The sequence below is a fragment of the Harryflintia acetispora genome (assembly GCA_004340125.1).
GTDB classification, from domain to species: Bacteria; Bacillota; Clostridia; order Oscillospirales; family Ruminococcaceae; genus Harryflintia; species Harryflintia acetispora.
The window spans coordinates 66,764-88,245 of sequence record SLUK01000006.1; the positions used below are offsets into that span (position 1 = coordinate 66,764).

General features: G+C 57.4%; 25 protein-coding genes and 1 pseudogene. All 26 read left to right on the plus strand.

Annotation, left to right across the window (positions count from 1 at the left end; genetic code table 11):
• Nucleotides 1–18: 18 nt before the first annotated feature.
• The 26 genes and pseudogenes from terL (at nucleotide 19) to EDD78_RS13960 (ending at nucleotide 21,267) form a co-directional block, all read left to right on the plus strand.
• Nucleotides 19–1,791 carry a phage terminase large subunit gene (gene terL, locus EDD78_RS07965; protein WP_132084584.1) on the plus strand — a complete coding sequence of 591 codons (1,773 nt, stop codon included), beginning with the start codon at nucleotides 19–21 and terminating at the stop codon, nucleotides 1,789–1,791.
• 14 nt (nucleotides 1,792–1,805) lie between these two features.
• Nucleotides 1,806–3,359, plus strand: a complete 1,554-nt coding sequence (locus EDD78_RS07970) for a DUF935 domain-containing protein (protein ID WP_286170800.1) — start codon at nucleotides 1,806–1,808, stop codon at nucleotides 3,357–3,359.
• Complete coding sequence (locus EDD78_RS07975) at nucleotides 3,352–4,095, plus strand: phage head morphogenesis protein (RefSeq protein ID WP_132084585.1); 744 nt, start codon at nucleotides 3,352–3,354, stop codon at nucleotides 4,093–4,095. The genes EDD78_RS07970 and EDD78_RS07975 overlap by 8 nt, the downstream gene beginning before the upstream one ends.
• Nucleotides 4,096–4,230: 135 nt before the next feature.
• The gene (locus EDD78_RS07980; protein ID WP_132084586.1) at nucleotides 4,231–5,274 is read left to right on the plus strand and encodes a phage protease; all 1,044 of its coding nucleotides are present in this window, start codon (nucleotides 4,231–4,233) and stop codon (nucleotides 5,272–5,274) included.
• A 3-nt stretch (nucleotides 5,275–5,277) separates the two neighbouring features.
• Nucleotides 5,278–5,721: a hypothetical protein gene (locus EDD78_RS07985; RefSeq protein WP_132084587.1), complete on the plus strand. Its 444-nt coding sequence runs from the start codon at nucleotides 5,278–5,280 to the stop codon at nucleotides 5,719–5,721.
• A gap of 26 nt (nucleotides 5,722–5,747) precedes the next feature.
• On the plus strand, nucleotides 5,748–6,635 hold the full coding sequence (locus EDD78_RS07990; protein ID WP_132084588.1) for a Mu-like prophage major head subunit gpT family protein: 888 nt from the start codon (nucleotides 5,748–5,750) through the stop codon (nucleotides 6,633–6,635).
• Nucleotides 6,636–6,773: 138 nt separating this feature from the next.
• Nucleotides 6,774–7,223: a gp436 family protein gene (locus tag EDD78_RS07995; RefSeq protein WP_132084589.1), complete on the plus strand. Its 450-nt coding sequence runs from the start codon at nucleotides 6,774–6,776 to the stop codon at nucleotides 7,221–7,223.
• A gap of 104 nt (nucleotides 7,224–7,327) precedes the next feature.
• Nucleotides 7,328–7,831 (plus strand): phage virion morphogenesis protein, encoded by a 504-nt coding sequence (locus tag EDD78_RS08000; protein ID WP_132084590.1) that lies wholly within the window; start codon nucleotides 7,328–7,330, stop codon nucleotides 7,829–7,831.
• Nucleotides 7,832–7,833: 2 nt separating this feature from the next.
• Nucleotides 7,834–8,343 (plus strand): SON protein, encoded by a 510-nt coding sequence (locus EDD78_RS08005; protein WP_132084591.1) that lies wholly within the window; start codon nucleotides 7,834–7,836, stop codon nucleotides 8,341–8,343.
• A gap of 3 nt (nucleotides 8,344–8,346) precedes the next feature.
• Nucleotides 8,347–8,577, plus strand: coding sequence for a hypothetical protein (locus EDD78_RS08010; RefSeq protein ID WP_132084592.1), 231 nt, complete (start codon nucleotides 8,347–8,349; stop codon nucleotides 8,575–8,577).
• Entirely contained in the window at nucleotides 8,571–10,007 is a 1,437-nt protein-coding gene (locus EDD78_RS08015; RefSeq protein ID WP_132084593.1) for a DUF2586 domain-containing protein, read from the plus strand. The genes EDD78_RS08010 and EDD78_RS08015 overlap by 7 nt, the downstream gene beginning before the upstream one ends.
• A gap of 14 nt (nucleotides 10,008–10,021) precedes the next feature.
• Entirely contained in the window at nucleotides 10,022–10,465 is a 444-nt protein-coding gene (locus EDD78_RS08020) for a hypothetical protein (RefSeq protein ID WP_132084594.1), read from the plus strand.
• A gap of 38 nt (nucleotides 10,466–10,503) precedes the next feature.
• On the plus strand, nucleotides 10,504–10,890 hold the full coding sequence (locus tag EDD78_RS08025; protein WP_286170802.1) for a DUF6848 family protein: 387 nt from the start codon (nucleotides 10,504–10,506) through the stop codon (nucleotides 10,888–10,890).
• 531 nt (nucleotides 10,891–11,421) lie between these two features.
• On the plus strand, nucleotides 11,422–14,121 hold the full coding sequence (locus EDD78_RS08035) for a phage tail tape measure protein (RefSeq protein WP_132084596.1): 2,700 nt from the start codon (nucleotides 11,422–11,424) through the stop codon (nucleotides 14,119–14,121).
• On the plus strand, nucleotides 14,118–14,780 hold the full coding sequence (locus EDD78_RS08040; RefSeq protein WP_132084597.1) for a transcriptional regulator: 663 nt from the start codon (nucleotides 14,118–14,120) through the stop codon (nucleotides 14,778–14,780). Before EDD78_RS08035 ends, EDD78_RS08040 begins: the two co-directional genes overlap by 4 nt.
• Before the next feature lie 117 nt (nucleotides 14,781–14,897).
• Nucleotides 14,898–15,653: a serine/arginine repetitive matrix protein 2 gene (locus tag EDD78_RS08045; RefSeq protein WP_132084598.1), complete on the plus strand. Its 756-nt coding sequence runs from the start codon at nucleotides 14,898–14,900 to the stop codon at nucleotides 15,651–15,653.
• A gap of 11 nt (nucleotides 15,654–15,664) precedes the next feature.
• Nucleotides 15,665–16,024, plus strand: a complete 360-nt coding sequence (locus tag EDD78_RS08050; RefSeq protein ID WP_132084599.1) for a hypothetical protein — start codon at nucleotides 15,665–15,667, stop codon at nucleotides 16,022–16,024.
• Nucleotides 16,025–16,150: 126 nt separating this feature from the next.
• Nucleotides 16,151–16,558, plus strand: coding sequence for a DUF2634 domain-containing protein (locus tag EDD78_RS08055; RefSeq protein ID WP_132084600.1), 408 nt, complete (start codon nucleotides 16,151–16,153; stop codon nucleotides 16,556–16,558).
• On the plus strand, nucleotides 16,551–17,684 hold the full coding sequence (locus EDD78_RS08060; protein ID WP_132084601.1) for a baseplate J/gp47 family protein: 1,134 nt from the start codon (nucleotides 16,551–16,553) through the stop codon (nucleotides 17,682–17,684). Before EDD78_RS08055 ends, EDD78_RS08060 begins: the two co-directional genes overlap by 8 nt.
• A 1-nt stretch (nucleotide 17,685) precedes the next feature.
• Nucleotides 17,686–18,486: a serine/arginine repetitive matrix protein 2 gene (locus EDD78_RS08065; protein WP_207668662.1), complete on the plus strand. Its 801-nt coding sequence runs from the start codon at nucleotides 17,686–17,688 to the stop codon at nucleotides 18,484–18,486.
• Entirely contained in the window at nucleotides 18,483–18,806 is a 324-nt protein-coding gene (locus EDD78_RS08070; protein WP_132084602.1) for a hypothetical protein, read from the plus strand. Before EDD78_RS08065 ends, EDD78_RS08070 begins: the two co-directional genes overlap by 4 nt.
• The gene (locus EDD78_RS08075) at nucleotides 18,793–19,119 is read left to right on the plus strand and encodes an inorganic polyphosphate kinase (protein ID WP_132084603.1); all 327 of its coding nucleotides are present in this window, start codon (nucleotides 18,793–18,795) and stop codon (nucleotides 19,117–19,119) included. Before EDD78_RS08070 ends, EDD78_RS08075 begins: the two co-directional genes overlap by 14 nt.
• A 12-nt stretch (nucleotides 19,120–19,131) precedes the next feature.
• Nucleotides 19,132–19,722: pseudogene (locus EDD78_RS14260) on the plus strand (DUF6273 domain-containing protein); the annotation flags it as partial.
• A 3-nt stretch (nucleotides 19,723–19,725) separates the two neighbouring features.
• Complete coding sequence (locus EDD78_RS08080) at nucleotides 19,726–20,946, plus strand: hypothetical protein (RefSeq protein ID WP_207668663.1); 1,221 nt, start codon at nucleotides 19,726–19,728, stop codon at nucleotides 20,944–20,946.
• Entirely contained in the window at nucleotides 20,946–21,131 is a 186-nt protein-coding gene (locus tag EDD78_RS08085) for a transcription factor (RefSeq protein ID WP_132084605.1), read from the plus strand. Before EDD78_RS08080 ends, EDD78_RS08085 begins: the two co-directional genes overlap by 1 nt.
• Entirely contained in the window at nucleotides 21,124–21,267 is a 144-nt protein-coding gene (locus tag EDD78_RS13960; protein WP_165873159.1) for a CD1375 family protein, read from the plus strand. Before EDD78_RS08085 ends, EDD78_RS13960 begins: the two co-directional genes overlap by 8 nt.
• Nucleotides 21,268–21,482 lie beyond the last annotated feature (215 nt).

Sequence of the window (21,482 nt, forward strand, 5' to 3'; positions counted from 1 at the left end):
GAAAGGAGGCACTGAGCAATGCCGATTGATCTGCGGGAGTATCTGGAGCAGCTAGAAGAGCCGGAGGACCGAGAAGCAGCAGCCAACCGGGAATATCAGCAAGAGCTATTCGGACGGTACGTCACTCAGGGCGACAACTTCCCGGAGCTGCGGGAGAAGCTGCTGCGGGAGTACCGGGCCGGGGCCGAGCTGACCGGTCCGAAGGGGCTGCGCAAGGCGCTGGGTGCAATCGACCTGGAGTATTTTGGCCGGGCCTACCTGCCCCACTACTTTGTCCGTCAGTCCCCGGCGTTTCACGCCGAGCTGGACGCGATCTGGCGGAAAGGGGTCATGAAAGGCCGCGACCCGCTGCACGAGGCGCGGGAGATCAGCCGGATGGACGGCTGCCGCCGAGCGATCGAGGCCCCACGCGGCCACGCCAAGAGCACCACCTTTACCTTTAAGGACGACCTGCACGCCGCCTTGTACGGCTACAAGCACTATATCATCATCCTGTCCGACAGCTCTGAGCAGGCCGAGGGATTTCTCGGCGACACCAAAACCGAAATTGAGGAGAACGCCGCGATCCGGGAGGACTTTGGCGACCTGGTCGGAAAGGTGTGGAAGTCGTCGGTCATCCTGCTGTCCAACGGCACCAAGATCGAGGCGCTGGGCGCGGGGAAGAAGATCAGAGGCCGCCGTCATAAGCAATGGCGTCCAGACCTGATCCTGTGCGACGACCTGGAGAACGACGAAAACGTCAATACCCCGGAGCAGCGCCGCAAGCTGCGCAACTGGTACTACAAGGCGGTTTCCAAGGCAGGGGACACCTACACCGACATTGTATATATCGGCACCCTGCTGCACTATGACGCGCTGCTGGCCAACGTCGCCAGCAACCCGGAGTATAAGGCGGTCAAGTATCAGGGCGTCATATCCTTTGCCAAAAATGTTGACCTTTGGGACGCGTGGGAGCGCATCTATACCGATCTGTCCAACGATCGTCACCAGGAGGACGCCAAGGATTTTTACCTGGCCAACAAGGCCGAAATGCTAAAGGGCACCAAGGTCTTATGGGAGGAGAAGCTATCCTACTACGATTTGATGGTCATCCGGGTGTCAGAGGGCGAAGCAAGTTTTAACAGTGAGATCCAAAACGATCCGATCGATCCCGAGAACTGCGCCTTTAACGAGGAATGGTTTGACTACTATGACGACGAGGGCAAGACCCCGCCCGACTTTTCGGACCCACGTTTTGTCTTTATCGGCGCCAACGATCCCAGCCTTGGTAAGAGCAAAAAGAGCGACACGTCGTCGATCATCGGCCTGGCCAAGGATACACGCAGCGGGTACATGTACGTGGTGATCGCCTCTGTGGAACGGCGCAAGCCGGACCAGATCATCGAGGACGCGATCGAAACCAACCGCCGACTAAGGCGGGATTACAAAAGGCCCTTTATGCGGTTTGGGGTCGAGACCGTCCAATTCCAACAGTATTTTAAAGACGTTATGGCGCAGCGCGCCGCCCAGGCCGGAGAGTATCTGCCTATTGAGGAGATCAAGAGCGTGCAAAACAAGGACGTGCGCATCCAATCCTTGCAGCCCTACGTCAAAAACGGATACATCAAGTTTTCCAAACGGCACAAGGAGCTGATCAAGCAAATGCAGGAATACCCCATGGGTAAAAACGACGACGGCCCGGACGGCCTGGAGATGGCCGTCAAACTAGCCCTTGACATCAAGATCGGCACCAAGGTGGACTATAAGTCGGTGATCAGCCGGGCGCTAAACTTCCGCCATGGCGGTTATTGAGAGGAGACAGACCCTTGAATATATGGAGCAATCTGAAGGATAAGGCCCAGGAGATCATCCATAGAGCCCGCCCGGACACCGGCGAGGTAGCGGTCTCGTCGCTACAGGACAAATACTCCACCTATCCGTCCAACGACTTGACGCCCAAGCGCCTGGCGGCGATTTTCAAGGAGGCCGACGCGGGCGACGTGTTGCGGCAGATGGAGCTTTTCGAGGAGATCGAGGAGAAGGACCCGCACCTTTTCTCGCAGCTCCAGACCCGAAAAAATGCGGTCACTGGTTTGGATTATGAGGTCATTCCCTTTTCCGATGACCCGAGGGATAAGGAGATCGCCGACTTTGTCGCCGAAGAGCTGGGGAGCCTGGAGAGCTTCGAGGACATCACCCTGGACCTGCTGGACGCGATCGGCAAGGGGATAGCGGTTTCCGAGATCATATGGGGATACGACGGCGGGCGGGTCGTGATCAAGGACGTCAAGTGGCGACATCAAAAGCGTCTTGTGTGGGACACCGACGACAACCTGCGGATCACTACCGATGATCACCCCGAGGGGCTGCTGCTGCCCCCAAACAAGTTTGTCGTCCACCGGTACAAGGCCAGATCGGGCCACCCGGCCCGGGCGGGCGTGCTGCGGGTGGTCGCCTGGATGTATCTTTTTAAAAATTATGACGTCAAAGATTGGACCGCTTTTTGCGAGGCTTACGGTATGCCGCTGCGCCTGGGTAAGTATGCGCCAGGAGCCAGCGAGGACGACAAGCGGGCGTTGATGGAGGCACTGATCAAGATCGGGGCGGACGCGGCGGGGATCATCCCGGACGGAACCATGATCGACTTTATCACCACCGAAAAAGCGTCCAGCACCAATCTGTACGAGCGGTTGGCCCGGTATTGCGACGAGCAGATCAGCAAGGCGATCCTGGGCCAGACCCTGACGTCGGACAGCGGCGGCGGGAGCTACGCGCAAAGCAAGACGCATAACGAGGTCCGGCACGACCTGACGGCGGCGGACTGCCGGGCGCTGGCGGCGACGCTGCGCCGGGACTTGATCCGGCCCCTGGTGGTATATAACTTCGGCGAGGATCGCCGGATACCCAAAATCCGGTACCATTTCGAGGAGGCGGATGACCTCAAGGAGACCGCCGAGGTGTGCAAGACTTTGATTTGTGACATCGGCCTCCCGGTCTCGGAAAACTATCTGTACAAAAAGTTTTCCATCCCCGAGCCGGGGGAGGACGAGAAGACCATCACTCCGCCCAGGGCGGCCCCACTGCCCTTTAAAGAGACCCTGGTGCTCAAGGATCAGGGTGGGGAGGCAGTACAGGATCAGGTGGACCGGATTGCCGACGCGGCAGCCGTGGAGGGAGAAAAGAGCTTCGCGGGCGTGCTGGACCCGATTGTCAAATTGCTTGATGGCGCGGGCAGTTTGGAGGAGCTGAAGGAGCTGCTGGAGGACGGGGAGACGGTCGAGCGGGTGCTGCGGGAGATGGACGTCGGCGCGCTGGACGACCTGCTGCAACGGGCCATGACCCTGGCCTACCTCGAGGGGCGTGAGCAGCAGGATGAATGAGATCGAGAGTGTCATCACCCATGGCGGGGCGTTTAAGTTTGAGGAGGCGGTCCGGTACTTTAAGGGCAAGATCACCCTAAAACCCAGCGAGTTTTACCGGATGGCGGAGAAGTACCGGTCCCTGGCCTTTACGGTTTCCAACTACAGCAAACTCGAGGTCCTAAACAAATTCCGGGAGGAGCTGCTGCGGGCGATCGAAGACGGAGAGACGATGGCCACCTTCAAGGAGCGGATGGATACTTTCCTGACGGATCAGGGGTATCAAGGGACCACTCCCTTCCAGGTCCGCACCATCTTCGAGACCAACGTCCAGACGGCCTATCAGGTGGGACACTACGACCAGATGTCCGATCCCGGGGTCCAGAAGCTGCGCCCTTACTGGCAGTATCAGGCGGTACGGGACAACAGCACCCGGCCCGCCCACCTGGAGATGGACGGCAAGGTCTTCCCGGCCGATAGCCCGGTGTGGGACACCTGGTATCCGCCCAACGGCTTTAAATGCCGCTGCACGGTCACATCCCTCTCGGCGCGGCAGGTGCGGGAGCGGGGGCTGGAGGTGGAGCATGAGGTCCCGCTGCGGGTCCAGTTGCCGGACGGCCGGCTGATCGTCATGCACCCTGATGTGCATTTTGCCTACAACCCGGCCAAAAGGCAATGGTCTCCGGACCTTACGGACTACCCCGAGCCCCTTAAAAATGCCTATCAAAATCTGCAAAAGGGCAAAAAAGTAAAATAGGCGGCTAAAACGCCCTGGAAGGGGCCGCAAGGATAAAAGGTAAAATTACCGCCCCATGCCAATTTACCCCCGTGCGCACGCGTGCGCACGCGGTCTATGGCGATTTCAGAGGTGGAAAAGGAAAGGAGAGTGTGGATGATAGAACTTTTTGCCTGTTCAGCGGGGCGTGCCGAGGTTTCGGGCGCGCCCGAGGTCATCAAGATTTTGCCTCTTGGACATGTCACGACCACCGAGGGCAGCTTTGAGGTTGACGCTGAGAGCTACAAGCTCATGCAAGAGCAGTACCGGGCGAGGCGGCTGGACCTGCCGATCGATTATGAGCACCAGACACTAAAGGACGTCCAGGCCCCGGCAGCTGGTTGGATCAAGGAGCTGGTCCTGCAGGAGGACGCGATCGCCGCCCGGGTGGAGTGGACGGACAAGGGTCGCGAGTACCTGGAGCACCGGGAGTACCGGTATCTGTCTCCGGTGGTACTGGTCCGGGCAAAGGATAAGAAGGCGGTCGGGCTGCACTCGGCGGCGCTGACCAACAAACCGGCGATAGACCGGATGTTTGCAATCGTCAATTCGGATCGGCTTCCCCCGTGGGGGGCGATCCCGAAGAATAAAAAAGGAGGCAATCAAGTGGAAGAGTTAGTAAAAAAGATCGCCGCAGCCCTCGGACTGGGCGAGGAGGCGAGCGAGGAGCAGCTCATGCAGCGCCTCGGTGAGATCGTCGGCGAGGCCAAGGACCTGAAAGCAAAGCAGGAGGCGCAGGATCAGGTCGTCGCAAACAAAAACGTCTGCGAGCTGCTCGGCCTCAAAGCCGGGGCACCGGCGTCAGAAGTGAGCGCCAGGATCGTTGAGCTCAAGGATGGCGGCGCGGGCAATGTCGAGGCCGAGCTCAGGGCGCTCAAGGGCCGTCTGGCCGATCGGGACGCCGAGGATATGGTCGAGCTGGCCTTAAAGGACGGCAAGATCACCCCGGCTCAAAGGGAGTGGGCCAAGGAGTACGCCCTCAAGGACCCGAGCGGGTTTAAGGCGTTTGCCGATAAGGCCCCGCAGGTGGTCCCGCTGAGCGAGATCGCCCCGGGCGGCGGTAAAGAAGACAAGAAAAAGGTGTCCGAGGAGACGCTGGCGATCTGCAAGCAGGTCGGGGTCAGCCCCGAGGACCTCGAAAAATTTGGAAAGGAGGACTAAATCATGGCAGCACTTGACAATGTACGGGACACCGTCGAGGTCGCAAACAACGCAAAGTATCTGGTGATCCCGGTCAAAGGCGGCGTCACCATCTACCAGGGGGCGCTTGTGGCGGTTGACGCCAATGGTTACGCGATCCCCGGCAAAAAGGCGGCGGGTATCACCGCAGCGGGCCGGGCGGAGGAGACCGCCGACAACGCGGGCGGCGCGGACGGCGCGATCAGCATTAAGGTGTCCCGGGGCGTCTTTGTCTGGGATAACACAGCGACGTCGGCCAACAAGGTGGGCGCGGCGCACATCTTAAAACCCTGCTACATCGAGGACGACCAGACCGTCACCGCCCTGGCGACCGGCGCGTCGATCGCCGGACTGGTGATCGACGTGGACGAGGGCGGCGTCGTGGTGGAGATCAACCCGGCGCTGACCGCACCGGCAGCGGGCGCATAGCCCGACACAAAAAAGGAGGATAACAGATGATTATCAATGCACAGACCATGCGGGGCATTTTTGTCGCCTTTAACACCTTATTTAATAAGGCGTTTGCCGACGTCGCCCCGCTGTACACCAGGGTGGCCACCGTGGTGCCGAGCACCACCAGTGAGGAGACCTATGCCTGGCTGGGCGACATCCCCATGATGCGCGAGTGGATCGGGGACCGGGAGCTGCAAAACCTGACCGCCTCGGACTACACCATCAAAAACAAAAAGTTTGAGTTGACCGTCGCGCTGCCCCGCGACGCGGTGGAGGACGACAAGATCGGGGTCTACAATCCGTCGATCCAGATGCTTGGACAGTCTGCCGCGCTGCACCCGGATCAGTTGATCTTTGGGCTGCTAAAGGATGGCTTTGCACAAAAGTGCTACGACGGCAAGGCGTTTTTTGCGGCGGATCACAAGATCGGCAGCAAGACGGTCAGCAACAAAGGCACCGACAAGCTGTCTCCTGATAGCTATGCGGCGGCCCGCGCATCCATGATGTCGCTGACCAACAGCAAGGGCAAAGCCTTAAATATTGTCCCGAATCTCTTGGTCGTGCCGCCCGCACTGGAATCGATGGCCCGCAAAATCCTGCTGGCCGATCAGATCGACGGCACCACCAACACCCTCAAAGGCACCGCCGAGCTGCTGGTCGTCACCGAGCTGGCCGGGAATGATGCCGCCTGGTATCTGCTGGCGACCAACAAACCGTTAAAGCCCCTGATCTACCAGGACCGCAAAAAGGCAACCTTTGTGTCAAAGACCAACGAGACGGACGACAACGTCTTTTTCGGGGGCAACTACCTTTACGGCGTGGACAGCCGTGGCAACGCGGGCTTTGGCTTTTGGCAGATGGCCTATGGCAGCGACGGCAGCAAGGCGTAAAGATCATAATCAGCGGTAGACCGTAAGGGGAGAAGGGCGTGACAAGACACGCCCTCTGAAAAGCAGCTTGCACCTCAAAGCAAGAGGTGCATCCCGCTTCGCGGGCGCGCTGCTTTTGCTAAATTGGAGGATTTAATTATGGCATACTGCACCAAGGACGAGGTCCGGGAGATGATCAAGGACGACGCCTTAAACGCCCTGATCGGGGACACCTACATAGACGACCCGATCGAGCGCGAGGAGCTCGTCACCCCGATCATCGAGGAGGCGATCGCAGACGCGGACGGGGAGATCGACGGATACCTGGCCAAACGGTATCCCGTCCCCCTGGACCCCGCCCCCAAGGTCATCAACAAATTTGCCAAGGATATCGCGGTGTATAACTTGTTTTCCCGGCTTGGGATCGACGAGGGGAGCGAACAGAAAAACTATCTGAACCGATATAACGCGGCAGTTAAGTTTTTGACCCTCGTCGCCGAGGGCAAGGTCAGCCTGGGGACGGTGGACACGACCAAGGCCGCAAATACGGGATTTGCGGTCCGCTCGAACCAGCGGCTATTTACCCGCGACAGTTTGCGAGGGATGTAGTTTGAAAGCAGGCTTTCAAACTTGGAGTTTCGTGCTTTTGCCGCTGCCGCGACAATTTCGCAGAGCGAAACCAGCACAAAACATCCGAAAAGGAGTTGATTAAATTGGGGAGCAGTATCCGCCTGGAGGGCGACGTCAAGGGCCTGCTGCGCCGGATCAACCAGTTTGCGTATTTGGACAAAAAGGCGGTCAGTGCCGCCATGGCCGAGGCGGTGCGTACCTCCACCGTCGAGCGGTTTAAAAAGCAGACGGACCCCCAGGGCAAGCGGTGGAAGCCGTCGATCCGGGCCCAGCGGGAGGGCGGCGTCACGTTAAGTGACAAGGGCCGGCTGCGCAACTCGATCAAGTCCAAGTCGGACGCCTCGGGCTTTGCGGTCGGGACCAACCTGATTTACGCCGCCACACATCAACAGGGCGAGAAAGGCCGCAGGATCACCATCCGGGCCAAGACGTCCAAGGGACTGGTCTTTCGGTATAAGGGGCGCTGGATGCGCAAGCAGCAGGTCAAGATCGCGGTAAAGATTCCCGCTCGCCCGTTTTTGGGCCTGAGTGAGGAAGACATGCAGGAGATCAAGGGCACCGTGGAGGACGCCCTGAGGGAGGATTAAGGATGTTTTTACAGTGTCGGCAATATCTGATCGACAAGCTGACGGAGGCAGGGGTCAGACCGCCAGTTGTCACCAGTCAAAAAAGATTAAGAACAAGTCAGGATAGCCATATCGGGGCGGTCCTGTTTGAGAGTGAGACCTACGCCAGAAGCGGCCAGAAACGCAGATACCAGACAGAGAGTGGCGATCAGCAAAGACGGCGCAAGGTCTTCGACCGGGAGCTTACCTTCGACGTAGTGATCGGCGAGTACGAGCAGGAAAAGGCCGAAGAGATCGTCGAGCGTTTCATTTCCCTCCTCGATCGCGGCTTATATATTGACGGCAATTATGTTTATCTCGAGGTCGAGGAGGCCGATTGGGTCGATCAGGACGACAGCATCCTCAAAGCCAAGATCGCAGTACAGGTAACGATTAAATTTGTGGGCGGGGTCTACCGCGACACCAAGCTATACGACGCTGACAAGCTCGGCTTGGACATCCAGGTCGAGCGGTCGGTGCCGGGAAAGGAGTAACAGATGGCAAAAACAGGGACAGCGGCTCAGGCGGCGGTATCACAGCCCGAGCCGAAAAATATACAGCGGACCATCGAGGAGCTGCGCGGGATCACCGGCACGAGCGTCGCGCTGCACTATGGCGCCTGCGCCGCCGAGAGCTGGGGACCGGGCAAAATGGTCACCCAGGCGGAGTATGAGGCGGCGGTCAAGAGATTCGGCAGCGCCCCGATCGGAGGGAAACAAAAATGTTAAGAGATGTAGTAACCAAAGTCAGCGACGGCCTGCTCGGCTTTGCGACGGAAAAGGGGACCGGCATCTTTGTGGACGTTGGCGCGTCGCCGGTGGTCTCGGACGGCCCGGTCATCATCACCGGCAATATGGGCGTGTCCAAAATTCGGGAGCGCCTGGGGCTGAGCCCCCTGGCCGATTCGGTGATGGATGCAGTGGAGAACGGCGCCAACCGGATTTACTGTCTGCCAATGGCCGCCTCGGTGGCCGGGACAGTCGGCGAGATCAAAGCCTCCCGTGCGGATGGAGGGACCCTGACGGTCGAGGGGAGCCCCAACAACGCCTATGGCGTGATCATCAAGATCACCGGAAAGGGCAACCTCAACACCGCCCTTTTTGTCTACTCGATCGACGGAGGCTACTCGTTTAGCGATGACATCACCGTGCCGGTCGCGGGCAAGTACGAGATCGCCGGGACGGGACTGACCGTCACCTTCACCGAAGCTGCAGACAGCTCGGACGCCGCGCCGTCCTTCCTGCTGGACGACAGTTTCTCTTTTGCAACTACCGCGCCGCAGATGTCCAGCGCCGACGCGCTGGCCGCGATCGACAAGCTCAAGACTTTTTCCGAGCTCTATGAGTTTGTGCACATCATCGGAGAATCTTCGGCAGAGATGTGGGCGGCGGTGTCCGCCGCACAGGTGGAGCTGGAGGCGGACTACCACAAGCCCCTGATGTTTGTACTGGAGGCGTTTGTCCCCAATGAGGGGGAGAAGGTCGAGGATTACGCGCTGCGTCTGGAGGCGGCCCGCAAGCAGGTCAAAAACCGGGCGATCCAGGTGGTGGCGGCCCGCGCCCTGTACACCAAGCTGGACGGGACCACCCGGGAGCAAAACTGCGCCGGAATCGTCTGCGGGCTGTACGCCAAGACCAACGTGCAGCAGTCGATCGGGCGCACCCGCGATACCGCGGGCATGGGGATCAAAAAGGCCAAGATGGCTGAGCTGCGCCCGCGTGGGATCGAGGAGTATGTCGAGCTGCTGGACGCGGCGGACTTTCTGACTTTCCGGGAATATGACGGGCTGGACGACTACTTTGTCACCAATGCCCGGATGATGTGCCCGGACGGGTCGGACTACCGGTACGCTGAGGACACCCGGGTGCTGCACAAGATCATCCGGGAGGTGCGCAAGGCGGCGCTGCCGCTGTTGAAGGACGACATCGACGTCACCGACACCCAGGGAGAGCTTGAGCGCCGGGCTCGTTATCTCGAGGCCCCGCTGGACGAGATGGTCAGAAACCAGGAGATTTCCGATTTTGAGATCGTTGTTCCCGAGGGGCAGGACATCATCATGACGGGAAAGATGCGGGTGATCATCCGGTATATCTCCAGAGGCTACATCCACGAGATTGAGATCGACCTTGGCCGGGCCAATCTCTCGACCACAGCGTAAAGGGAGGGATACGAATGTTAAAAGTCAACGGCAAAAGCTACGATTGGGGCGACGTGGACGTCAGAATCCCCGGCCTCAATCTCCAGGCCACCGAGGTCAGCTACGACGACGAGCTGGAAAAAGAATCCGTGTACGGATTCGGGCGTCGTCCCCGTGGGTACGGCACCGGCAACTACAAGTCGGAGGGCAAGCTGACCATGCTGCGCGACGACTTTGACGAGGTGCTGGACTACTGCAAGCGCAGCGGCAAGGGGATTTATGACCTGATCTTTCCCAAAATGACGGTTTCCTATGCCAACGATGGGGACCGCACCCGGACCGACGTGCTGAACAGTGTGACCATCACCAAGACCAGCAATAAGGCCAGCCAGGGGGACAAAAGCCTGGCCGTCGAGCTGGACCTGCTGATCATCCACGGGATCGATCGGGACGGCGTCAAGCCCATTTCCGGACGCTGATCGTCAGGATATTTGACAATAACTAAGGAGGATTATTTATGGAAAGCGTAGTGTTTGAGAGCGCATATATCCCCGAGACCGAGTCGCAGAGATTCGAGTTTGAGAGCCTCGAAGAGGAGCTCAGGGCAAAGTACGGCAAGGTGTATCGGGTGGAGGCGATCATCGAGCCGGACGACGAGACCCAGCTCGAGATGACCTACTACTTTAAACGGCCCAACACGGCCAGCTATGACCGGTACGTCAAAATGATGTCCAAGAGTATGACCAAGGCGCTGCGGGACTTTGTCTTTGACAATGTGCTCGCCGAGAGCCGGGAAAAACTCGAGCGTGACCTGGAGGAGTACCCCGCCCTGACGCTTGACGTCGGCCAAAAGCTGCTGGCTATGCTCGGGCTCACGACTTCGACAAATTTAAAGATGCTCTAGGAGAGGCGATCGGGGAGGTACAAAGCAACTTTGTCGAGGCCGGGCTGCTCGAGATTTACCGCTTTGTGCCTCTCCCGCTCCTGGAGCGGGTCGGCGATCCGATGGAGCTGGAGCTGGACGACTTTATCCGTTTGCTTTCCAGGGCACGCTGCCTCGAGGAGATCGAGGAGCAGATCGTCGCGCAGGGGATCGCCCGGGCATTTTCAGACGGGGAGACATAAAAAAAGGACCGGCCTAAAAGGTCGGGTCCTTGTGGGTGATCCAGGACTTATACAGTTTGGTGGCGCGCCTTACGGTCAGCCAAAACGATTTACAGTTTGCAAGATGTGGGTATTGGCGTTTGGCCTTTGACCCACCTAACCATATCCCATAGGGGACGACATAGATCATCAACGGTACATATACGATAATGCAAAGCGAGACGCCGAGGCAAAAAGTAAACATCAAAACTTTTAAAACAAACATTATACCAACAAACATATCAGCACCTCCTCGCAATTCCAGTATATCACAAAGAAAGGAGGTTTTAAAGTGGGTCTTGAATCTGTTTTTAAGCTGTCACTGATCATGAACATGGTTGACAACCTGACCGGTCCGGTCGCAAAAATCGGAACGAGCGTCGGGGCACAGATGTCAAAAATCAACCGTACCACTAACTTTTTTGGTAACATGACCAAGGCCGGTGCGGCAATGGCTACGGCGGGGTCACAGATCGCCGGTGCGGTTTTGGCTCCGGTGGAGGCAACCTTTGCAACCCGGCGCGCGATCGGCGAGCTGTCCTCGCTGGGGGTCAAAGACCTGGGCGTGGTCGAGCAGGCTGCTAAAAACTTTTCCAGCACCTGGGCCGGGACCACCAAGGCTGAGTTTATTGCCGCTGCCTATGATATTAAAAGCGGTATCGCCTCCCTGACTGACGCCGGGGTGGCGGGCTACACCGAGCTGTCGGGCATTACGGCCAAGGCAACCAAGTCCTCGATCGCTGAGATGACCAACTTGTTTGCCACCGGCTACGGCATTTACAAGGACTTTTACAGTGATCTCTCCGACATGCAATTCGGGGAAATGTTTTCTGCCGGGATCGCCAAGTCGGTCCAGCAGTTTAAAACGACGGGTTCGGGGATGGCCCAGGCGATCCAGACGCTCGGCGGCTCGGCCACCACCGCGCAGGTGCCCCTCGAGGAGCAGCTGTCTGTCTTGGGTATGCTGCAAGCCACCATGGGCGGCAGCGAGGCGGGCACCAAGTACAAAGCCTTTCTTCGCTCCGCCGCCAAGGGCGGCAAGGAGCTGGGCCTGAGCTTTTTGGACACCAACAATCAATTGCTGTCCATGCCGGAAATCCTGACGCTGCTGCGCGGAAAATTCGGCGAGACGATGGACGCCGCCGAAAAAATGGAGCTGCAAAAAGCCTTTGGCGACACTGAGGCCGTGGCCTTGATCGATTTGATGTACAGCAAGACCGGGGACCTGCAAAGCAATATCCTATCCTTGTATGACGCAATGGGCGGTGGGATCGGCACGGCCACCGGGATGGCCCAGGCGATCAACAGCATGGAGCCGGATCAATACCAGATATTCCAGCAGCAGCTACAAAACATCAAGGAGACGCTGGGTGGCAGCGTGTTGCCCACTGTCAATCAGGTCATCGGCAAGATCAGTGAGGCGGCGCAGAGCTTTGGCGCATGGGCCGAGGAGCACCAGGAGCTGGTCAAGGTCATTATGCTCGTTGTCCTTGGTTTAGGCGGCGTCATGGCTGTGGCCGGGACTTTTCTCATGGTTTTTGGCGGAGTAGGATTAATCTTCACGAGAACTGCGAGCTTTGCCGTGGGCTTTGTCAACAAGCTCCAGAAAATTCCCGGCATGCTCGAAAATGTCCAGATTATGGCGATGTACGCGGGGGACGGGATCAAAAAGGGATTTACCCTGATCAAGGGCGCTGGGTCAACAGCGGTCTCGGCGGTCAAGAGCGTGGGGCGGGGAGTCGCTGGTTTTGCCAAGACCGCGATCCATGCGGCGGCCACCGCCCTGCCTGGACTGATCGCTTCGGTCTGGTCCTTCACGTCGGCCCTGCTTGCCAATCCAATCACCTGGGTAGTGATTGGGATCATCGCTCTGGCGGCAGCCTTTATCTTTTGTTATAAAAAATTTGACTGGTTCCGGGAGGGCGTCCAGAAGGTTTTGGATGTCTTCCGGTCGATCGGCAAGGGGATCGGATCGGCGTTGACGGCGGTCAAAGACACGGTCGCCGAGAAGCTCGGCAACATCAAAAAAGCTTACGACGAGCACGGCGGCGGGATCAAGGGCGCGGCTTATGCCGCGCTGGAGGGCGTCAAGTCCTACTATACGATGGGCTATACATTTTTGGATAAGCTGACGGGCGGCAAGCTGACCGAGGTCAAAAACAAATTTACCGAAAAAATGGGGAGCCTCAAAGAATCGGTCTCCACCGCCATGGAGGGAGCCAAGCAGTACGCGGCCACCAAGCTGTCCGAAATGCAGCAGGTATATGAGGAGCACGGCGGAGGAATCAAGGGAGCCATGGCGGCGGCCATGGAGGGGGTCCACTCCATCCAGGAGGACCTCTTTAACCGGCTTGATAGTATGACCGGCGGACGGCTCTCGGGTATCCGGGATAAATTTGTGTCCGGCATCCAATCGATCAAGGATTTCCTGGCCGGGGTCCCGGAATGGTTCCGGGAAGCGGGCCGCAAGATCATCGATACCTTTGTATCCGGGATCAAAAGCGCGATTGCCAAGCCCTATGCGGTTATTAAGCGGGGACTCAATAGGGTGCGGCAGCTCCTTCCGTTTTCGGACGCACGAGAGGGTCCGCTGTCCACCTTGACCCTGTCCGGTCAGCGGACCATGTCCACCTATGCCGGGGGGATCACCTCGGCGGCGGACCTGCCCGCCAAGGCGGCGACCGGGCCCATGGCAAAGCTGGCCTCCCTATTTGGTTTTGGGGAGGATCAGGCCGAGGGCGTGGACATCCGCGATACCCGGGCCCCGCAGCAGCGGGTGGAGGTCATCAAGGACCTGGTCCGGGAGACCGTCACCAAGACCACCGAAAAAGACGTCGAGGACAAGGGCGTCGTCATCCAGACCTTAAAGCTGATGGTGGACTTCTCCAAGATCAAGGAGCTGCCTATGCTCTTAAAGCTCCTGCGGGAGATCGAGGACTACGCCAACAGCAACAACCTGGATGTCTCAGGAGGGGAGGGACAGCCCGCATGATATTTGTAGATGACAAGTCGATCAAGGTTGGAGGGGTTGTCCTCCCCGGCCTGATCAAAAGCCTGGAGATCAGCGGCGAGGCGATCATCGACGAGCAGGAGGTCGAGGGCCAGACCAAAAAGCCCAAGCAGGCCACCGGCTACGAGGACGGCAAGATCACCCTTGAGCTGATCCTGATCGACGGCCCGGACAAGACGGCGATGGAAAAGCTGGAGATCATTCAAAACCGATTCCGGGCCCCCGGCCAGGAAAAGCCCGAGGTCTATGAGATCGTCAACGAGCACACGGCGGCGCGGGGATTAAAAAAGGTTATCTTTAAAGCCCTGCGCCACAAGGCCGAGACCAAAAAGGAGCAGATCGTCGCCACCCTGGAATTTTTGGAGTACACGGCGATCACCATCACAGCACAAAAGGCCACCGGCACGATCACCGACGCCGGACCGCTTCCGGCAGAGCAGGAGGAGCTGTTTGATTTCTATTCCCTGGGTCCCCAGCCCGCCGAGGGCGGGAAGCTTTACAACTTTAACGGCGATCCCATGACCTATGAGGAGTACATGGCGGCCCGGGGCGCGGCCCCCGAGCTGCCCCAGGGATCACCGGCCAACGACACGGCCAGCGCCGCCAAGTTTTTGGAAACCCTGAAAGACATGCCATATTGAGGAGGAAGTTTGAAAGATAAATCTTTCAAACTCATGGAATTGGTGGCTATTCGGCATAGCCGAATGGCGGTCGTGTGACCGCCACGCCACCAATTTCCGGGAAAGGAAAGATCATAAATGGAATCATGGGAACTGTTTTACCCCGAGATTCGGGCGGTGGCCGGGCCATACACTTTTAGCAAGGGCGTGGAGATCGAAGGCTTTGCCAGCCAGGACGCCTATTTTGCCTGGGCCAAAATCCGATTTACGCCGGAGTTTAAACCAAAGATCAGCGTACCGGAGAAAGCCCAAGGCGGGATATATCTCGGCTATGGCGGCCAGCTATGGCCGGTGTTTTCCGGGTTTGTCTCCCGGCCCTATGACGGGGGCGGCTACGTCAACGAGATCGTCCTCAAGGATCGTATGACCCGGCTCGAGGACACCTACATCACAAATACTTTTTTGGACGCCACCCCCCAGGAGATCATAGCCTATGGCCTGGCACAGGCCGGGGTCACCGGCTACAAGCTGTCCGGCGATCTTTTACCGCAAAAAAAGACGGTGGCGATCTACCGCAAAAACGTGATCGCCATGATCAAAGAGGTGCACAGCCTCTGGCGGATCAACAAACGGTTTTTCTTCCAGGACGATATTTTCTATTGGGGGGAGCGTCCGGATCAGGACCTGATCTATACATTCGAGTACGCCAAAAACATTATATCCCTCGATCGCCCGCTGGGGGTGTGGGAGCTGGTGACCGTCTCGCTCCCGCAGATCAAGCACTCCCAAAAGATCAACGTGATCCATCCCCAGGTGAACGGGCAATATGAGGTTAAAAAGGTTTATTTTGAGACCAACGAACGAGGCTTTATCCGCACACACGTTTACTTTTAGGAGGTATCCCAATGGTCGAGGAGATGATCGCGTCCAAGATTAAAAAGACTTTGCAGGAGGATTTTCCGCACCTGCTGACGTCCTGCATTAAGACGGCTCGGGTGACCGCAGCCGCCAGGCTGGGAAGCTACAGCTACGACGATCTGACCGTCACCAACAAGACCGAGGGCAAGGTCTTTGAGGCCAAGATCGACGGTCCTTGGTACGAGTACAGCCTTAAAATGCTGACCCGGGACGGAGAGATCGATGAGGAGTTTCCCGAAATTCCGGGGGTGCGCTCCAAGGTGCAGATCGGTGTCGGCGGCACGGCTGCGGTGGTACTCCTCTATGGCGAGCTGCGCCCCTGTATTGTCGGGGAGATGATAGCGTGAAAGTATCTTTCACGCATGTTAAAAACCGGCTTTCGGTTCATCGGGAACCGAATTTCGCTTCGCGAAAGCGCCGCTTTTTTATCAAGGTCTGCCGGGCGGCACGCCCGACAGGGAATGGAGGTTAAGATGGCAGGGCTGCATGACACCGACGTTAAGCTGTCCGAGACCTGGCAGCTTACCCAGGCGGCCAACGGGGACGCACCGCTCTGCTCAGATCTGGACTGCTTTGTCCAGGACATCCGCCTCGAGGCGATCACCCAGCCGGGCGAGCTGTTTTATGACCCCGATTGGGGCTGGGGTCTGCTCGAATTCTTGAAGAGCGAGGACGACGAGCTGACCCGCCTGGAGATCACCGAGCGGGTCCGCGAAAAGCTCGGGCGCAGAGAGGAGATCACGCCGGGGTCGATCGACATCCAGATTAGGCTTGACAACGATCTGCTGATTCTGGACGTGACCTTCGAGGTCCAGGGCACAAAGCAATCAATCACGGTCGGTTTGGACCGTGTCAACGTGGAGGTGGTAACGCTTGATTGACAGCAAGATTTTAGACGAAATTCTCCCGGTCCCCGAGCTCGAGGAGCTGCGGGATCAAAGGGTGGCCGAGCTCCAGGAGCAGGGCTTTGCCATCACAAATTTTAATTCGGGCGGCGTCTTTTATCATCTCCTGATGATCGCCTGCAAAATGAGGATCGAGCTGGCACAGCTCGCCCGCACCATCGTAGGCGGGGGTTTTGTATCCCATGCCAACGGCGCATGGCTGGAGCTTAAATCGGCGGACTATTCCAAGCGCCGCAAGGCGGCGGTCAAGACCCAGGGCTATGTCACGGTCAGCCGGAAACAGCCCGGGGAGGCTGTTAAGATCGGCAAGGGCCAGATAGTTAAGACGATCAAGGACATCAACGGCGACGAGCTGCGCTACTTTGTGCTGGAGACCACCACCCTGCAAAAGGACGCCCTGGCGGTCAACGTGGTCGTCGAGGCGGAAAAAGAGGGGGCGCGCTACAACGTGCCCACCGGGCAAATATCCCGCAGCCTGACACACATCGAGGGGATCGATGAGGTCACCAACCCGGACGGATGGATCATCCGGGAGGGCGCGGACGTGGAGGAAGACGAGGGACTGCGCGAGCGAACGCTGCGCGCCTGGTCCGAGCTCTCCACCCAGGCGATCGCGGCCAAGTATCAAAATGTGTGCGAGGGGGTTCCCGGCGTCCTGTTTGTGACGGTCCACGACCTGCACCCGCGCGGCCAGGGGACGATCGACATTGTGGTCACCGGTACGGCAGGGGAGGCCACCGAGGGGCTGCTCGAGGATGTACGCGAGGCTGCCGCCTCGATTGCCGGGCCCTATGACGACATCCTGGTCAAGAGCTCGGTTACGGTGCAGCAGGATGTCGCGGTCACCGTCACGGTCCCCATCTCCCTCTACGCCGAGGGCCTCGAGGGTAAGGCGGCCTCGGTGATCACCGAGCTTATGCAGATCAGGCGGGGCCGGGCTTTAAACGAGCTGACCCATGCCGACATCATCTATACCCTCAAAGGGCGGCTGGATGAGATCAGAAACGTCAAGGTGACCACCCCGGCCACGGACCTGTCCCTGGATAGTGACAAGGTGATCATCCCCGGCGAGATCACCGTGACCGTGCAAAAGGTGGGATAGCATGGCTTTTGACAAATTTGCCGATTATATGTATTCCCTCCTCTTCACTCCGTTGCGAAAGGGGCGCAAGCTGGCAAACCAGTTTAATGTCTTTTTTGCGGTCATCGGCAAGCTGTTTGACGACGGCAAGCAAGACCTGCTGCGGGCCCGCGAGGAGCTAAATGTCATCAGCGCCAGCGAGGGGCTCCTCCCCGAGCACGGCAAGGACCGGGACATGCAGCGGCTCAACGGGGAGACGGAAAAGGGCTACCGGACCCGGCTTTCCATGAAGGCGGTCATTGCCGAGAAGGCCGGGACGATCCCGGGAATACTGCTGGCGCTGGCGGCGCTGGGCTATGAGTATTCCCAGATCATCCCCATGCGCCGGTTTGACCGTGACCGCTGGGCCGAGTTTATCGTCCTCCTGCGCGGCTCGGGCGAGGGGGTCAAGGACCTGTCACTGATCGACGCCGAGGTGCGCAAGGTCAAGCAGGCCAGCTCCAAACCGGCATATGGATCGCTGGATGGAAACCAGCTGGAAATTCGCACTTTTGTGCGCACCGGGATGTCCTACTACCCGCTTTGCAATACGATCAATTGCGGCGTCTGGCCGGATTATGCGGCGGTGGGACGGCTCTATGCCTGTGGCGTCGAGCTCAACGGACTATATACCTCGGGGCTCGTGGAGCAGCCCCAGGCGGCCACCGTCCGAGCCAGCGGGGAGACCTACACCCGGGAGGACCTGGCGATCGGCAGGGCATACATAGACACGCAGGACATCCGCAGCTTTAGCGGAGCCCAGCAGGAAGGAGTAGAACGATGAAAACTTTGACCGTAACGGGACTAAATAAGCACGCCCGGCTTTTTGCCGATTGCGTGGTCTCGGCCAACTACACCCAGGACGGGGTACAGAAGACGGCCCCGATCTTTCGCAAGGATGTGTCCGGCGACACCGCCGTGATCTTTGTCTGCTTCGACGACTTGGCCACCGGCCAGATCGGCAACGTCGAGCTGCTCGATGAGGGCGGCAACATCCTGGCCCGCAGCGAGGAAGTATTCGAGAAGCCGGAGGAAAAAGCCTTGTACTTTGCTTTCTATTATAAGTATGTGGAGAAGGAGGTCGAGCAGCTTGAGCAATTGTAGTTTGCAGCCATATGAGCGCACCGAATGGATCGATCACCTTGTGGACATCATCACCGGCGCGATCATCCAGCAGGGGACGCCGATCAATCAGCGGCGGCTAAACAACATCGAGCACGGGGTCGAGGATGTCACCAACGAGGTGATCGGCCATTGCCAGGAGCTGGCCTCCATGCGCACCGACTTGCAGACCCTCAAGGACGCGGCGCTCAACAACATGACCAACAACGTCTTTGTGGTTTCCTTCGACGGGCTGGACAGCCTGGATATACAAAAAGGCATTTTCGATCAGACCATGAAACGGGTCTATGCGTAAGGGGTGAGATAGATGGCAGCAGTACAGCTAGGGAAAAAGTCAGCGGGAACAATCGTTAAGATTAAAGAAAACGGGGTATATCAAAATTACGTTGTCCCAGCACAAAACTATTTGCGGTCTGGATATACGTTAGTACGCAGGCAAAGTATTTACAATAACCAGGGCTGGGGTGTGCGCGGATATAACAATTATACTGATAATGGTATCGACGACTGGCTAAATAGTACTTTTCTTAATTTAATACCATCTGATATAAGATCACTCATCCCATCTGTTAATATACAGTACACGCCTGGAGGCCACATGTATGGCGAAGACTACAATGTGCAAACAATCGCCAGAAAAGTATTTTTACTTTCTGCTTACGAGTTATGCCTTAATAATGATCGCACTTTGGCCTTTAACGTAGAGGGTACCAAAATCCCTTATTACAATACACAGGCAAACCGGATTGTGCGATACAATGGCAAGGCCGCCGAATACTGGACCAGAAGCAATGCTAATGATCACAATAGATACACATTTACTATAACAGATGTTGGATACTATGAATCACGTGACGTTGGAAGTTCGTCTGCTTCTTACGGGGTAGTACCCACTTTTTTGTTGCCGTCTACCCTTTGGGTCAATGATGATGGGTCTGTGACCACCAACACCTCCCCGACGATCAGTGGCAGCAATCAAAACCTCGGCAATAAAAACGCCAATTTCAACATTACATATTCTGTTAATGATGTTAATACATCCGACGCCTTGACCATCACGGAAAAGCGTGATAGCACCACAATCCGCACCATCAACAACGCCACCCGCAATCTGACCTACACAATCCCGATCACCATCACCGGCGTGACGCTGGGGGCGCATACCGTCACCATCACGGTCAGCGACGGCAAGGGCGGCACGGCCACCCGCACCTATACCTTTACGCGGGTTAATGCCGCACCCACGATCAGTGGCAGCGACCAAAACCTCGGCAGCAAAAACAAGGGATTTGTACTAACTTACCGGGTAGCGGACGCGGACAATGACGCCTTGACCGTCACCGAGAAGCTCAACGGCACAGTCCTCCAAACCATCAACAACGCACCCAAAAACACGGACATCACCCTGGAGCTATCAGACGCTCAAGTCTATGCGCTGGACCTCGATTCTCAAAATACGGTCACCATCCAGGCACAGGACCCTAATGGCGGCGTCGCCTATCGCAACTATACTTTTACCCGCGTCAATGCGGCCCCGACGATCTCGGGAGAAGACGAAACCCTGGGGACGGTGGAGGAGCCCTTCTTCCGCGACTACATCATATCCGACGTCGAGGGCGATGTGGTCACCGTGACCGAGCTGGTCGATGACGCCACGATCCGCACCTTTGAGGCGGTCCACGGGGAGACCAACACCATAACCCTCCCCATGGAAAATTGGCGGATACTCCCCAACGGCCAGCATACCCTCAAGGTCGAGGCGGTGGACGCCAAGGGTGCAAAATCTGTGCGGCTCTTCCAGTTTTCTAAAAATGAGACCTCCATCCTCTTCACCCTGGCGGCCCCGATCGCGGCGGACGCACAGCCCAAAAAGATTTTAATCTCCCCGATCTGGTCGATCGCCGGGGGTACCGCAACAGTAGAGGCGTGCAACAACGCGTTCGACGAGGCCCCAACCTGGGAGGACATCACCGCTCAGGTATTGGTCAACCGTCATTTTAATTTCATCAACACCACCAAGACGGCAGAGCAATGGGGGATCAACGTGCGATTTACCATTGACAAAAATGATGGATTTGAAGGGGAAATTTCGGTCAACGGATTCGGAGGTGCATTTGAATAATGATTAAATTTTTTATGCAAAAGCCGCTTTCTGATATAGCCGAGGAGGCCGAGCAGCGGCAGCTCAACGTCCAGGGTGACCTATGGGAGGCGATCGCCGAAATCGGCGAGGAGCTCCTTGCATTTGACGCGCGACTGTCCGCCTTGGAAAAACAGATCGAGGGAGGGGGTGTAAATAATGGCTAAGATCAAAAATTACCTTGTTCAGGCGTATGCGGTGCTGATTCGCACCGATCCGCCCCGCAAGACCATCGAGGAAATTCCCGAGGAATATCAGGTCCCGGTGGCCGAGTATTTGGTTGCTCTCGAAGAAGAAAAATAGGGTGCAAAAAAGGGCACGGAAAGCCGTGCCCTTCATCCTTCTTTTCGAGAAAATCTTTTGACAACTATCTTGATTTTTTTTGACAAATATTTTGATCGGCTACAAAAATCGTATTCGTAAGATCAATTTACATCGAAAAAATTTAAAATTATTCACTTAAATTACAATTGGTAACAATTAGATTACAAAATAGTATTGACTTTTATCGACATTGC

Coding starts and splice junctions, on each gene's coding strand:
- terL (WP_132084584.1), top strand. CDS start 19: ATGCCGATTGATCTGCGGGAGTATCTGGAGCAGCTAGAAGAGCCGGAG.
- EDD78_RS07975 (WP_132084585.1), top strand. CDS start 3,352: ATGAATGAGATCGAGAGTGTCATCACCCATGGCGGGGCGTTTAAGTTT.
- EDD78_RS07980 (WP_132084586.1), top strand. CDS start 4,231: ATGATAGAACTTTTTGCCTGTTCAGCGGGGCGTGCCGAGGTTTCGGGC.
- EDD78_RS07985 (WP_132084587.1), top strand. CDS start 5,278: ATGGCAGCACTTGACAATGTACGGGACACCGTCGAGGTCGCAAACAAC.
- EDD78_RS07990 (WP_132084588.1), top strand. CDS start 5,748: ATGATTATCAATGCACAGACCATGCGGGGCATTTTTGTCGCCTTTAAC.
- EDD78_RS07995 (WP_132084589.1), top strand. CDS start 6,774: ATGGCATACTGCACCAAGGACGAGGTCCGGGAGATGATCAAGGACGAC.
- EDD78_RS08005 (WP_132084591.1), top strand. CDS start 7,834: ATGTTTTTACAGTGTCGGCAATATCTGATCGACAAGCTGACGGAGGCA.
- EDD78_RS08010 (WP_132084592.1), top strand. CDS start 8,347: ATGGCAAAAACAGGGACAGCGGCTCAGGCGGCGGTATCACAGCCCGAG.
- EDD78_RS08015 (WP_132084593.1), top strand. CDS start 8,571: ATGTTAAGAGATGTAGTAACCAAAGTCAGCGACGGCCTGCTCGGCTTT.
- EDD78_RS08020 (WP_132084594.1), top strand. CDS start 10,022: ATGTTAAAAGTCAACGGCAAAAGCTACGATTGGGGCGACGTGGACGTC.
- EDD78_RS08025 (WP_286170802.1), top strand. CDS start 10,504: ATGGAAAGCGTAGTGTTTGAGAGCGCATATATCCCCGAGACCGAGTCG.
- EDD78_RS08040 (WP_132084597.1), top strand. CDS start 14,118: ATGATATTTGTAGATGACAAGTCGATCAAGGTTGGAGGGGTTGTCCTC.
- EDD78_RS08045 (WP_132084598.1), top strand. CDS start 14,898: ATGGAATCATGGGAACTGTTTTACCCCGAGATTCGGGCGGTGGCCGGG.
- EDD78_RS08050 (WP_132084599.1), top strand. CDS start 15,665: ATGGTCGAGGAGATGATCGCGTCCAAGATTAAAAAGACTTTGCAGGAG.
- EDD78_RS08055 (WP_132084600.1), top strand. CDS start 16,151: ATGGCAGGGCTGCATGACACCGACGTTAAGCTGTCCGAGACCTGGCAG.
- EDD78_RS08065 (WP_207668662.1), top strand. CDS start 17,686: ATGGCTTTTGACAAATTTGCCGATTATATGTATTCCCTCCTCTTCACT.
- EDD78_RS08070 (WP_132084602.1), top strand. CDS start 18,483: ATGAAAACTTTGACCGTAACGGGACTAAATAAGCACGCCCGGCTTTTT.
- EDD78_RS08085 (WP_132084605.1), top strand. CDS start 20,946: ATGATTAAATTTTTTATGCAAAAGCCGCTTTCTGATATAGCCGAGGAG.
- EDD78_RS13960 (WP_165873159.1), top strand. CDS start 21,124: ATGGCTAAGATCAAAAATTACCTTGTTCAGGCGTATGCGGTGCTGATT.